Annotated in this window: 12 protein-coding genes; 9 read left to right on the top strand and 3 right to left on the bottom strand. The window is 72.9% G+C overall.

Translation table 11 applies throughout. The annotated features are described in order from the left end of the window. The first annotated feature begins 68 nt into the window (after positions 1-68). A complete protein-coding gene (locus IH25_RS0106845; RefSeq protein WP_030604664.1) occupies positions 69-959 on the top strand; it encodes an ATP-grasp domain-containing protein in 891 nt (296 codons plus the stop codon). Between the two features lie 87 nt (positions 960-1,046). Further along, positions 1,047-1,877 carry an oxidoreductase gene (locus tag IH25_RS0106840; protein ID WP_030604661.1) on the top strand — a complete coding sequence of 277 codons (831 nt, stop codon included), beginning with the start codon at positions 1,047-1,049 and terminating at the stop codon, positions 1,875-1,877. A gap of 49 nt (positions 1,878-1,926) precedes the next feature. On the opposite strand, the gene IH25_RS0106835 is transcribed toward IH25_RS0106840, so the two are convergent. After that, the gene (locus IH25_RS0106835; RefSeq protein ID WP_245172718.1) at positions 1,927-2,484 is read right to left on the bottom strand and encodes a hypothetical protein; all 558 of its coding nucleotides are present in this window, start codon (positions 2,482-2,484) and stop codon (positions 1,927-1,929) included. A 146-nt stretch (positions 2,485-2,630) separates the two neighbouring features. On the opposite strand from IH25_RS0106835, the gene IH25_RS0106830 reads away from it, so the two are divergent. Beyond that, a complete protein-coding gene (locus IH25_RS0106830) occupies positions 2,631-3,404 on the top strand; it encodes an IclR family transcriptional regulator (RefSeq protein ID WP_030604653.1) in 774 nt (257 codons plus the stop codon). Further along, the gene (locus IH25_RS0106825) at positions 3,401-4,246 is read left to right on the top strand and encodes an SMP-30/gluconolactonase/LRE family protein (protein WP_030604651.1); all 846 of its coding nucleotides are present in this window, start codon (positions 3,401-3,403) and stop codon (positions 4,244-4,246) included. The genes IH25_RS0106830 and IH25_RS0106825 overlap by 4 nt, the downstream gene beginning before the upstream one ends. Before the next feature lie 28 nt (positions 4,247-4,274). Here the strand turns inward: IH25_RS0106825 and IH25_RS0106820 are convergent, their stop codons facing one another. Continuing rightward, positions 4,275-5,480 (bottom strand): MAB_1171c family putative transporter, encoded by a 1,206-nt coding sequence (locus IH25_RS0106820; protein WP_030604649.1) that lies wholly within the window; start codon positions 5,478-5,480, stop codon positions 4,275-4,277. Then, the gene (locus IH25_RS0106815; RefSeq protein ID WP_245172717.1) at positions 5,477-6,169 is read right to left on the bottom strand and encodes a toxin-antitoxin system, toxin component family protein; all 693 of its coding nucleotides are present in this window, start codon (positions 6,167-6,169) and stop codon (positions 5,477-5,479) included. Before IH25_RS0106815 ends, IH25_RS0106820 begins: the two co-directional genes overlap by 4 nt. A 210-nt stretch (positions 6,170-6,379) precedes the next feature. On the opposite strand from IH25_RS0106815, the gene IH25_RS0106810 reads away from it, so the two are divergent. The 5 genes from IH25_RS0106810 to arfA are packed head-to-tail and all read left to right on the top strand — an operon-like array spanning position 6,380 to position 12,032. Further along, positions 6,380-7,738 carry an extracellular solute-binding protein gene (locus IH25_RS0106810; protein WP_030604641.1) on the top strand — a complete coding sequence of 453 codons (1,359 nt, stop codon included), beginning with the start codon at positions 6,380-6,382 and terminating at the stop codon, positions 7,736-7,738. After that, on the top strand, positions 7,735-8,682 hold the full coding sequence (locus IH25_RS0106805) for a carbohydrate ABC transporter permease (protein ID WP_030604637.1): 948 nt from the start codon (positions 7,735-7,737) through the stop codon (positions 8,680-8,682). Before IH25_RS0106810 ends, IH25_RS0106805 begins: the two co-directional genes overlap by 4 nt. Beyond that, positions 8,679-9,518 (top strand): carbohydrate ABC transporter permease, encoded by an 840-nt coding sequence (locus IH25_RS0106800; protein ID WP_030604634.1) that lies wholly within the window; start codon positions 8,679-8,681, stop codon positions 9,516-9,518. Before IH25_RS0106805 ends, IH25_RS0106800 begins: the two co-directional genes overlap by 4 nt. 16 nt (positions 9,519-9,534) lie before the next feature. Further along, positions 9,535-10,497 (top strand): arabinan endo-1,5-alpha-L-arabinosidase, encoded by a 963-nt coding sequence (locus IH25_RS0106795; RefSeq protein ID WP_030604631.1) that lies wholly within the window; start codon positions 9,535-9,537, stop codon positions 10,495-10,497. Between the two features lie 14 nt (positions 10,498-10,511). Next, on the top strand, positions 10,512-12,032 hold the full coding sequence (arfA, locus tag IH25_RS0106790) for an arabinosylfuranosidase ArfA (protein WP_030604627.1): 1,521 nt from the start codon (positions 10,512-10,514) through the stop codon (positions 12,030-12,032). Positions 12,033-12,052 lie beyond the last annotated feature (20 nt).

Below are 12,052 nucleotides of genomic sequence, written 5' to 3'. Positions count from 1 at the left end.
TGTGGCGGCCCTTGTTAGCCTCGCCACCGCACCCCTCATCGAACCCGCGTACGACAGGGAGTCCCGCCGTGCCCCGTATCGCCCTCGCCACCTACGACCCCGGCCCCGAACCCGGCAGGGACACCGATCTGCCGGTCCTGGTGCGGGCGCTGAGGGACGCCGGCGCCGACGCGGAGGCCCGGCACTGGGACGACCCGGCGGCCGACTGGGCCGGCTACGACCTCGTGGTCATCCGCTCGACCTGGGACTACAGCTGGCGGGCCGCCGAGTTCGCCGCCTGGGTGGAGCGCACCGCGGCCCTGACCCGGCTGGCCAACCCGGCCCCCGTCGTGCGCTGGAACACCGACAAGCGCTACCTCGGCGAGCTGGCGGCGGCCGGAGTGCCCACCGTCCCCACCCGCTATATAGCCCCCGGCGAGACGGCCGCCCTGCCCACCGGCCACGAGTTCGTCGTCAAACCGACCTCGGGCGCGGGCGCCCGGTTCGCCGCCCGCTACACCCCCGCCGAGCACGACACCGCGCTGCGGCAGCTCGCCCGGATGCACGCCGAGGGCTTCACCGCGATGGTGCAGCCGTACATGCCCGGCATCGACGTGCGCGGGGAGCGGGCCCTGCAGTTCTTCGGCGGACGGCTGCTGCACGCCAGCCGCAAGGGCGCCGTGCTGTCCCCCGGCACCCCCTACGACGCCGACAAGGTCGCCCACCCCGGCCTGGAGCGCTGGCAGCCCAGCCCCGCCGAACTGGCCGTCGCGGAGCGGGCGTTGGCCGCCGTGCCTGGTACGCCCGAGCTGCTGTACGCGCGGGTGGACCTGGTCGACGGCGACGACGGCGAACCCCGCCTGATGGAACTGGAGCTGGTCGAACCCAACCTGTTCCTCGGGCTGCACCCGCAGTCCCTGCCCCGCGTGACGGAGGCGATCCTCCGGGCGGCCCAGGGCGGCGGAACTCCGTCCGGCTGACGGACAGTTGACCGGCGAGGCTGGACGCCGCAGGGGCCCGTACCGCAGGCTGTGCCCGTCAAGATCACGTAGCGATGGGGGAGTTGCATGTCCAAGGTATGGCTGGTGACCGGGGCGAGCAGCGGTTTCGGCCGGGCGATCACGGAGGCCGCCGTCGCCGCCGGTGACCTGGTGGTCGGCGCGGCCCGCCGCCCGGAGGCGCTCGAGGACCTGGTGGCCGCCCACCCGGGCAAGGTGGAGGCGCTGCGCCTCGACGTGACGGACGGCGCCGCGACCGAGGCGGCGGTCGCGGACGTCGTGGCCCGGCACGGCCGGATCGACGTGCTGGTCAACAACGCGGGCCGCACCCACGTCGGCGCGGTCGAGGAGACCACGGAGCGGGAACTGCGCGACCTGTTCGAGCTGCACGTCTTCGGGCCGACCGCCCTGGTGCGGGCGGTGCTGCCGCACATGCGCGAGCGGCGCTCGGGCGCGATCGTGCAGATGAGCAGCATGGGCGGGCAGATGTCCTTCGCGGGCTTCGGGGCGTACAGCGGCACCAAGTTCGCGCTGGAGGGCATCTCCGAGGCGCTCGCCGACGAGGTGGCGGACTTCGGCATCAAGGTGCTGATCGTGGAGCCGGGCGCGTTCCGGACCTCCCTGTTCGGCGACGGACGGGCCGGGGCCAGCCCCGACAGCGGGGTGTACACCAAGGTCAGTGAGACCCGCGGGTTCATCTCCGGCAGCGACGGCACCCAGCCCGGCGACCCGGCGAAGGCGGCGGCGGTCATCCTGGCCGCGCTGGCGGCCGAGCGGACCCCGCTGCGGCTGCCGCTGGGCGACGACGGGGTGAGCGCGGTCCTGGGCCACCTCGACCAGGTCCGCGCCGAGGTCACCGAGTGGGAGAAGCAGACCCGCGCGACCGGCTTCGACGCCTAGGCCGGACGGTGAGGGCCGGCCGCCGGGGCGGTGAACCCCGGCGGCCGGCTCAGCCGACGACGGCCGTCCGCTGGAGCAGCCCCCAGGTGAACTCGGCGACCAGCTCGTGCCGTACGCCGTCGTGGTCCGGGGCGGTGAGGGCCAGGGCCGACCGGGTGGGGGCCGTGCCCGGGAGCGGCCGGGCGGGGGCGAAGGCGCGGGCGGCCTCGTCCACCGTGCACGACCAGGGCGTCAGGTCCTCCAGGGTGGCAAGGCGCGGACCCGGCGCGTCCGGCGCCCGTACCAGCCACGCGTGCCACACCCCGCCGTCCGGCCCGGCCAGCACCTCGAACCGCAGGTCCGGCCAGAGCGGCAGGGCCCACCGCCGGGCCTCGCAGTCCAGGTCGCCGATCCGGCGCGGCGCCACGGACTCGGGGGCGCCGAGGACGGCCCGGTACCGGGCGGCGGCGCCCCGGCCCCGCGGCGAGCGGACCATCGCCTGCCACCGCTTGCTGGCCTCCCGCATGTCCGCCGCCGACGCGCCGAGCCGCCGCCGCGCCTGATCCACGAGGTCCGGGTTGTGGTCGGCCATGCGGCGCAGCAGCACCAGCTGGAAGTCGAGGTCCATGGGCTCCATCGTGCCCGGCCCCGCCCATTGCCCGCGCAACCATCCCTGACTAGCCTGTGTTCGTCATGCCGATCGCCTGTTGATATCTCGAACATTCCGACCCGGATATCGCGACGGGCGCCAACACCCAAGGGAGGGGGCCGGACGTGGGACGCCTCGTGCCTGCCGTGACCCGGGCTCTCGACATTCTTGAGCTGTTCCTCGACGGGGACGGGACGCTCTCCGCCCCCGACATCGTGCGCAGGCTCCAGCTGCCGCGTACCACCGTGCACGAGCTGGTCACCACGCTCGCCGCACGGTCGTACATCGTGCCCGTACCCGGCCAGCCCGGACGGTACCGGCTCGGCGTGCGCCCGTACCAGCTCGGCAGCCGCTACGCCGAGCAGCTCGACCTCGCCGCCGAGGGCCAGCAGGTGGCCCGCTCGGTCGCCGAGACCTGTGACGAGACGGTGCACGTGGCCATCCTGGAGGGCACCGACGTCATCTACATCGCCAAGGTCGACTCCACCCACGCGGTCCGCATGGTCTCCGCCGCCGGCCGCCGGCTGCCCGCCCACTGCACCTCGGTCGGCAAGATGCTGCTGGCCTCGCTGCCCGGGCCGGAGCTGGCCGCGCGGATCCCCGACGACGCCGAGCTGGCCGCGATGACGCCGAACAGCATCACCGAGCCGGCCGCGCTGCGGCAGGCCCTGGCGGAGATCCGGGAGCGCGGGATCGCGGTGGAGAGCCGCGAGTCCAACCCCGACGTCTCCTGCGTCGCCGCGCCGGTCCGCGACCGCACCGGCCAGGTTGTCGCCGCGCTGTCCATCTCCGTCCCTATGATTCGCTGGAGCGACGAGCGCCGAGCCGAGCTGGAGCAGCTGGCCGCCAAGGGCGCGGCGGAACTGTCGGAGCGGCTGGGACACAGGAGCGCGGCATGACGGCGTACGAGGTGGCGGTGGCGGCGGAGGCGACGCTCGGCGAGGGCCCGACCTGGGACCCGGCGACCGGCAGCCTCCTCTGGCTGGACATCCTGGGCATGCGGCTGCACACCTACGACCCGGTGACCGGCCGCCGCACGGTGCGTACGACACCCCAGCACATCGGCGCCGCCAAGCCCCGCGCGGGCGGCGGCCTGGTGCTCAACCTGCGGGACGGCGTCGGCCTGCTGGACCCCGACGGCACGTTCCGCTGGCTGCACCACGAGCCGGTCCCGGGCCGCCGCGGGAACGACGCCGCGGTGGCCCCGGACGGCTCCCTGTGGGCGGGCACGATGCGCTACGACGAGGGGGTCGGCGGCGGCACGCTGTCCCGGGTCACCGGCGACGGCACCGCGCGGACGGTGCTGGCCGACGTCACGGTCAGCAACGGCACCGGCTGGAGCCCCGACGGCCGCCTCATGTACTACGTCGACACCCCGACGCGCCGCGTGGACGTGTTCGACTACGACGCCGAGGGCATCCGCGACCGCCGCCCGCTGGTGGAGATCGAGGAGGGCGCGGGCTACCCGGACGGCCTCACGGTCGACGCCGACGGCTGCGTCTGGGTGGCCCTGTGGGACGGCGGGGCGGTCCGCCGCTACACGCCCGACGGCACACTGGACCGCGTCATCTCCCTGCCCACCCCCCGGACCACGGCCTGCGCCTTCGGCGGCCCCGCCCTGACCGACCTCTACATCACCACGGCCCGCACGGGCCTGGCCGCCCCGCACCCCCTGTCGGGCTCCCTGCTGGTGGTGCCGAACGCGGGCAAGGGCCTGCCCCAGCCGGCGTTCGAGGGCTGAGGTCCGCGGGCCGAGGGCGCTGCCGCTTTCACACCCGCGTCTCCACCCGGCCCCCCGCCACCCGGGCCCGCACCGCCTCGATGTCGGCCGGTCTCCGCAGCGCGCGCGACACGGCCCCGATCTCCCGCAGCAGATCGGCCGTGTCGGCCCCGCCGTCACCCGGTCCGGGCCGCGCACGCGACCGCGTCTCGACGGCGTCCAGCACGCACACCGCCGCCGCCAGTGCCCGGGCCCGCTCGGGCGGATGACCGAGCCCGAGCGCCGCGTCGTACGCGCGCCCGCCCAGCCCGGTGTCGATGCGCCGGGCCAGCGGCAGCAGCACGTCCCGGATGAACGTCTCGCGCCGGGTGAGCCGCAGTTCGGGCGTGGCACGCAGCACGAACGGCAGCCCCGCCCCGCTCGCCGAGCGCAACAGCCGGTACAGCGGCCGCAGTTCGCAGTGCGCGAGCCGGATGCGCCACCGGTCGCGCAGATACTGTCCGGTGTGCGGCAGGACGAACCCGGCGGCCACGAGGATCGCGGCGACGGCGGCCACGGCCGGCGCCAGGTCGGTGCTCAGCCAGTCCGCGTTCCGCCCGGCCCAGCGCGCCCCGACGGCGGTCAGCTTGGCCGCGCTGTACACCAGGTCCAGCGCGTACCCGGCGCCCAGCAGCCTGAGGCCCCGGCGCAGCCAGGCGTCCAGGCCCGGCACCCGCACCCAGGCCCGGATCAGCCGGGAGCTGACCAGGCAGGCCACGGCGTGCGCGAGGAGGTAGAGCAGGATGCCCTCGCGGACGAACGGCGTGGCCGCGTAGTAGGTGTCCAGGTCTCGCAGCCGCTCCACGGGGGTGTCGGCCAGCGGGAACAGCACCCACAGGGCGACGATCACGCCGGAGTACACCGAGAGCACCCAGCGCCGGGCGCGGCGGGTGCCGGCCGGGCGGCCGCAGGGGCCGTTGCGCCAGGTGATGAGCAGCAGCAGGCCGTTGGCGCACAGCGCGGTGATCAGCGAGTAGCACCAGGGCGCCGAGATGTTGGGCACGCCGGCCAGCCGGTTGACCTGGGCGACGGTGGACGGCGCGCTGAAGACGAACACCGCGCAGGCGAGCAGCAGCAGGGTGCCGACCGCGCGCAGCAGCGGGTCGCGCCACAGCCGGATGATCGAGGGCAGTTTGATCGCCAGGGCGGTGACGAGCACGGCCGCGGGGATCCAGAAGGAGACGGAGAGCTCGCAGAGGAAGCCAGGCGGTCTCACCGCGCGGCTCCCCCCTTCCCGGACCGCCGGTCCGCCGCCGCCGCGGCGCGCCCGTCCGGACCGCCCGTACGTTCGGCGCGCCCTTCCGGGCCGCCCGCCCGTTCGCGTCCGCGGTAGCCGAGGGAGCGCTGGACGGGGTCCGGCGGGGCGGACCGGGCCCCGGACAGGTGGCCGCGGAACAGGGTGGCCAGGCGGTGCCCGAAGTGGTCCGCCTCGGCCTCGTCGGTCTCCCGGGAGCCGTTGCGGGCGGCCACCGTCAGGGCCGCCTCCCGCCAGCCGGGGGCGTCGGCGAGGGCGCGGGCCGCGGCGGCCCCGGCCAGGTGGTGGTGGCGGTGGCCGGCGTGCAGATGCCACAGTTCGTGCCCCAGGATGACCAGTTGCTGCACGTCCTCGGCCCGCTCCTCCACGATGATCAGGTCGAAGTCGGCGAACTCGACCCACAGCCCGGTCACCTCGATCTCGTCCGGGAACCGCTCGAACCGCAGCTCGACCGGCCGTCCGGCGCGCAGCGCGGTCATCTCCTCGCACAGCGCGTGGCACAACTGCCGTATGTCACGCGGTGCCTGAGGCCGGGCGCGGACGGCGGTGGCGAGGTCGCCGGCCAGGGTGCGCATCGCCGGACCGGTGCGCGGGCGCAGCAGCCGGGAGGCGACCCCGGTCAGCCGCTGTCGCGCGCCCGCGATGCCCATCGGCCCCCCTTCGTACCGTGTCCGGCCCGGTCATGGCTGGTCCGAGCGTACGCGCACGGATGTGCCCGCGTCATGCGTTCCCCCCGAGCATCGTTCAACACAAAACAATCTATGACCTTTGTCCAACCCATTGACGCGCACGCGCGGGGAATCTACGGTCCCGTTCGAAGTTACGGGCACCATTCGGCATATCGAACGTAGGGGCAAGGTATGGGACAACCTGGCCTGAACCGCAGGCACTTCCTCGGCGCCGCGGGCGGGTTGGTGACGGCCGCGAGCCTCGGTTTCGCCGCCCTCGGCAGCGGGGCCGACGCGCTCGCCAGCGGCACCCGCACCCGCGTGCGCTACTGGAACCTCTTCCAGGGCGGTGACGGCGCCAACCAGGTCGCCATGGTCGACGCGTTCCGCAGGACGCACCCCGGCACCGCGGTGAAGGACTCCACCCTCACCTGGGGCGGCCCCTACTACACCAAGCTCGCCATGGCCGCCGCCGGCAACCGCGCCCCCGACCTCGCCGTCATGCACCAGGGCCGCGTCCCCGGCTTCGCCCCCGGCCGCCTCCTCGACCCCTGGGACACCGGCCTGCTGGCCGAGTACGGGGTCCGCGAAGCGGACTTCAACCCGGTGCTGTGGAAGCGCGGCGTCGTCGACGGCGAGCTCTACGCCCTGCCCCTGGACATCCACGTCCAGCTCTGCTTCTACCGCAAGGACGTGTGCCGCAGGGCCGGACTGCTGGACTCCGCCGGCCGGCTGCCCGCCGCCACCTCCACCGACGACTGGTTCGCCGTCCTGAAGGAGGCCAGGAAGCAGCTGAAGAAGGGGCAGCAGACCCTCGGCCTGCACGCCAACGACCAGAACTTCTGCTGGTGGTTCTTCGTCGCCTTCTACCAGCAGCTCGGCGGCACCTACTTCGACGCCGCCCAGACCGACCTCACCTTCGACACCGACAAGGCCACCCGGGTCCTGGAGTTCTTCCGCAAGCACGTCACCGACGGCTACGTCACCCCGGGCGAGACCGACGCCGAGGCGTTCCTCGCCGGCTCCCCCTTCACCTGGGAGGGCAACTGGTCGGTGCCCTACTTCACCGGCGAGAAGGTCGACTTCGGCGCCCAGCCGCTCCCCCCGGTCTTCGGCACCCCGGCCACCCACGCCGAGTCCCACTCCTTCGTCCTGCCCCACCAGGCCGGCCGCGGCGGCCCCGCCGACGAGGGCGCCTACCGGCTCGCCGCCTACATGGTCACCCACGCCACCACCTGGGCCCTCGGCGGCCACATCCCCGCCTACCTGCCCACCTTCCAGGACCCCGGCTACCGCGAGCTGGCCCCGCAGAACGAATACTCCCGGCCCGCCATGGACCACCAGGCCAACGAGCCGCACATCTGGTTCGCGGGCTCCACCGGCATCCTCGCCCAGCGCCTCGGCCCGGTCATCGCCTCCTCCAACCTCGGCTCCACCGCCCCCGGCAAGGCGGCCCGCCGCATGAAGAACCTGCTGGAGCGGCTGCTCGCGGCGAAGAACCCGATGACCGGGCGCACCGCCGCCCAGGAACTGAAGGGAGCCGCCGCATGAGCAGCACGGCCCTGACCACGGCCGGCCGCACGGCCCGCCCCCGCACCGGCGCCGGCGCCGACTCCGCCCGGCTGCGCTGGTCCCGCCGCCTCCAGCACGGCGGCTGGTTCGTCGCCCCGTTCCTCGTCCTCTACGGGCTGTTCGTCATCCTGCCCGTCGTCCGCGGGCTCTACCTCAGCTTCACGGACGCCAACATCTCCGGCGACCACTCCGGCTTCGTCGGCCTCGCCAACTACCGCGAGGCGCTGCGGGACCCGCTCGTATGGGACTCCCTGTGGCACAGCACCCAGTTCACGCTGTACGTCGTCCCGCTGATCGTCCTCGTGGCCCTGCTGATGGCCCTGATCGCCCACCACACCACGCACTTCAAGTGGCTGTGGCGGCTGTGCTTCTTCGCGCCCTTCCTGCTGCCCTCGGCCGTCGTGGGCAACCTGTGGTGGTGGCTGTTCCAGCCCACCAACGGCATGGTCAACCACGTCCTCGGCCTGGACACCCCCTGGCTCACCCAGAAGTCCACGGCCATGCTCGCCGTCGTGGTCGCCACCCTGTGGTGGACGGTCGGCTTCTCCTTCCTGCTCTACCTGGCCGCCCTGCAGAACATCCCGCAGCACCTGTACGAGGCCGCCGAACTCGACGGCGCGAACGCCCTCCAGCGGATGCTGTACATCACCGTGCCCAACCTGCGCTCCATCACCGGCCTGGTCGTCGCCCTCCAGGTCCTCGCCTCGCTCCAGGTCTTCGACCAGGCCGTGGTCATGTACCAGTTCGGCCCCGGACCGGAGGAAACGACGCGCACCTTCGTCCAGTACACCCTCGAACAGGGCTTCACCACCTACCGCGTGGGCTACGCCTCCGCGATCTCCTTCGTCCTGTTCGTCATCGTCGCGGCCGTGGCACTCGCCCGGATGTGGCTGCTGAAGGGCCGCGAGGAGGCCACCCGATGACCACCCGCTCCGCCCGCCGCTGGCCCCCCGCCCAGATCGCGCTCACGGCCGTCGCCGCGACCCTCTCCCTGATCTGGCTCGCCCCCCTGGCCTGGGCCCTGTCCACCTCCCTGAAGTCCCCGACGGAGTCCGTCACCTCGCCGCACTGGATACCCGAGCACGTCACCCTGGACTCCTGGAAGGAGGTCCTGAAGGCGGGCGACATCCCCAACTGGTTCGTGAACTCCGTCGTCGTCTCCGTGTGCGTCACGGTGATCGTGCTGCTGGTCGCCTCCCTCGCCGGATACGGCTTCGCCCGCACCGAGTTCCGCGGCAAGGGCGCCCTGATGGGCCTGACCATGGCCGGCCTGATGTTCTCCCCGGCGATCCTCGGTGTCCCGCTGTTCACCACGGTCCAGTCGCTCGGCATGGTCGACACCTACTGGGGCATGATCCTGCCCCAGTGCGCCCCGGCCGCCAAGGTCTACATCCTCTACAAGTTCTTCCAGGGCCTGCCCCGGGAGCTGGAGGAGGCCGCGTTCATCGACGGCGCCGGCCGCTGGCGGATCTTCTTCACCATCGTGCTGCCCCTGTCCAAGCCCTCGCTGTCCGCGGTCGGGATCTTCACCTTCATCGCGTCCTGGAACAACTTCCTGTGGCCGTACATGGTGACCAACAACCCCGACCTGATGACCATGCCCAACGGCATCGCCACCGTGCAGAACGCGTTCGGCATCGTCTGGCCCCAGCTGATGGCCGGCGGCCTGATCGCGGGACTCCCGCTGATCATCGTCTTCGTCTTCTTCCAGAGCCAGATCGTGCGGGGCGTGGCCCACACCGGCCTGGCCGGCCAGTGACACGAGGAGCCCCGCGTTGAGACCGAGACTCGCCGCCGTCCTCGCGGCCACCGCCCTCGCCCTGCTGCCCACCACGGCCTCGGCCGGGCCGGCCTACCCCGACCCGCTGCCCCTCACCGGACAGCAGATCGTCCACGACCCCACCGTCCACCGGCTGAAGGACGGCCGGTACGTCGCCTACTCCACCGGCGGCGTCCTCGGCGCCCGCCTTACCACCGACCTGCGCCACTGGACGGACGCGGGAAACGCCTTCACCACCCCGCCCGCCTGGTGGTACGACTACAACTCCACCGCCGACCCCTGGGCCCCCGACCTGACCTACCGCGACGGCCGCTACTGGCTCTACTACGTCGTCTCCTCCTGGGGCACCAACCACTCCACGATCGGCGTCGCCACCTCGCCCACCGGCCTGCCCGGCACCTGGACCGACCACGGCCCGGCGTTCACCTCCCGGACGACCGACACCTGGAACGCCATCGACCCCGCCGTGATCCGGGCCGGCGGACGGCTCTGGCTGGCGTTCGGCTCGTACTGGACGGGCATCCGCATGACCGAACTCGACCCGGCCACCGGCAAGGCCCTCCCCGGCGCCCCGGTCCACCACCTGGCGACCCGCCCCGACGCCCCGTACGCCGTGGAGGGCCCGGCGATCCTCCACCACGGCGGCTACTACTACCTGTTCGCCTCCTACGACACCTGCTGCGCGGGCGCGGACTCGACCTACAAGATCCGCGTGGGCCGCTCCACGTCGGTGACCGGCCCGTACACCGACAGCACCGGCAAGCCGATGCTCGACGGCGGCGGCGACCTCCTGCTGTCCGGCCACGGCCGCTACACGGGCCCCGGCGGGGAGTCGGTGTTCCGCGCCCACGGCAAGACCTGGCTGGCCTACCACTACTACGACGCGACGGACGACGGCACCCCGAAGCTGGGGCTCAACGAGCTTCGCTGGCGCGCGGGTTGGCCCGTTTTCAAGTGACCCGGAAGGAACCCATGAGCAAGCACACCGCCCGCTTCACCCTCGACCCCGCCTTCACCGTCGGCGAGGTCAGCCCCCGACTCTTCGGCTCCTTCGTGGAACACCTCGGCCGCTGCGTGTACACCGGCATCTACGAACCCGACCACCCCGCGGCCGACGCCGACGGCATCCGCACCGACGTGCTGGAGCTGGTCCGCGAACTCGGCGTCACCGCCCTGCGCTACCCCGGCGGCAACTTCGTCTCCGGCTACAAGTGGGAGGACTCCGTCGGCCCGGTGGAGGACCGCCCCCGCCGGCTCGACCTGGCCTGGCACTCCACCGAGACCAACCGCTTCGGCCTGTCCGAGTACATCGCGTTCCTGAAGAAGGTCGGCCCCCAGGCGGAGCCCATGATGGCGGTGAACCTCGGCACCCGGGGCGTCGCCGAGGCCCTGGAACTCCAGGAGTACGCCAACCACCCCGCCGGCACCGCCCTGTCCGACCTGCGCGCCGCCCACGGCGACAAGGACCCCTTCGGCATCCGGCTGTGGTGCCTGGGCAACGAGATGGACGGCCCCTGGCAGACCGGCCACAAGACGGCCGAGGAGTACGGCAGGCTCGCCGCCGAGACCGCCCGCGCCATGCGCCAGCAGGACCCCCGCGTGGAACTGGTCGCCTGCGGCTCCTCCAGCCAGGCCATGCCCACCTTCGCCGAGTGGGAGGCCACCGTCCTGAAGGAGACGTACGACCTGGTCGACTACATCTCGGTGCACGCCTACTACGAGCCCATAGACGGCGACGTGGACTCCTTCCTCGCCTCCGCCGTCGACATGGAGTCCTTCATCGAGAACGTGGTCGCCACGGCCGACCACGTGGGCGCGCTGCTGAAGTCGAAGAAGAGGATCAACCTCTCCTTCGACGAGTGGAACGTCTGGTACCTGACCAAGTGGGTGGAGTTCTCCGCGACGCGCGACCTGACCGACTGGCCCGAGGCGCCCCGCCTGCTGGAGGACAACTACAGCGTCACCGACGCCGTCGTCTTCGGCTCGCTGCTGATCGCCCTGCTCCGGCACGCCGACCGGGTCACCGTCGCCTGCCTGGCCCAGCTCGTCAACGTCATCGCCCCCATCATGACCGAGCCGGGCGGCCCGGCCTGGCGGCAGACGACGTTCTTCCCGTTCGCGCAGGCGTCCAGGTACGGCCGCGGCCAGGTGCTGGACGTCCGCGTGGAGTCACCGACGTACGAGACGAAGAAGTACGGCGAGACGGACCTGCTGCACGCCACCGCCGTCCGCGCGGACGACGGCACCGTCACCGTGTTCGCGGTCAACCGCGGCCGCACCGAGCCGCTGCCCCTCGAAGTCGCCCTGAACGGCCTGGAGCTGACCGCCGTCACCGAGCACACCGCCCTCGCGGACGCCGACCCCGACGCCCGCAACACCCTGACCGACCCCGAACGCGTCACCCCGCACCCGGTCGAGGGCACCGCCCTGGCGGACGGCACCCTCACCGCCGTACTGGAGCCGCTGTCCTGGAACGTGATCAGGCTGGCGTGACCGGACGGCGCGACCGGACG

The organism is Streptomyces achromogenes subsp. achromogenes (assembly GCF_000720835.1).
Lineage (GTDB): Bacteria > Actinomycetota > Actinomycetes > Streptomycetales > Streptomycetaceae > Streptomyces > Streptomyces achromogenes.
The sequence above is the reverse complement of the archived record's forward strand: the minus strand, read 5'-3'. Positions and strand labels throughout refer to the sequence as shown.

What these genes read in the sequence shown, in the direction of transcription:
- IH25_RS0106840 (WP_030604661.1), top strand. Translation starts at nt 1,047, where the DNA reads ATGTCCAAGGTATGGCTGGTGACCGGGGCGAGCAGCGGTTTCGGCCGG.
- IH25_RS0106835 (WP_245172718.1), bottom strand. Translation starts at nt 2,484, where the DNA reads ATGGACCTCGACTTCCAGCTGGTGCTGCTGCGCCGCATGGCCGACCAC.
- IH25_RS0106825 (WP_030604651.1), top strand. Translation starts at nt 3,401, where the DNA reads ATGACGGCGTACGAGGTGGCGGTGGCGGCGGAGGCGACGCTCGGCGAG.
- IH25_RS0106815 (WP_245172717.1), bottom strand. Translation starts at nt 6,169, where the DNA reads ATGGGCATCGCGGGCGCGCGACAGCGGCTGACCGGGGTCGCCTCCCGG.
- IH25_RS0106810 (WP_030604641.1), top strand. Translation starts at nt 6,380, where the DNA reads ATGGGACAACCTGGCCTGAACCGCAGGCACTTCCTCGGCGCCGCGGGC.
- IH25_RS0106805 (WP_030604637.1), top strand. Translation starts at nt 7,735, where the DNA reads ATGAGCAGCACGGCCCTGACCACGGCCGGCCGCACGGCCCGCCCCCGC.
- IH25_RS0106800 (WP_030604634.1), top strand. Translation starts at nt 8,679, where the DNA reads ATGACCACCCGCTCCGCCCGCCGCTGGCCCCCCGCCCAGATCGCGCTC.
- arfA (WP_030604627.1), top strand. Translation starts at nt 10,512, where the DNA reads ATGAGCAAGCACACCGCCCGCTTCACCCTCGACCCCGCCTTCACCGTC.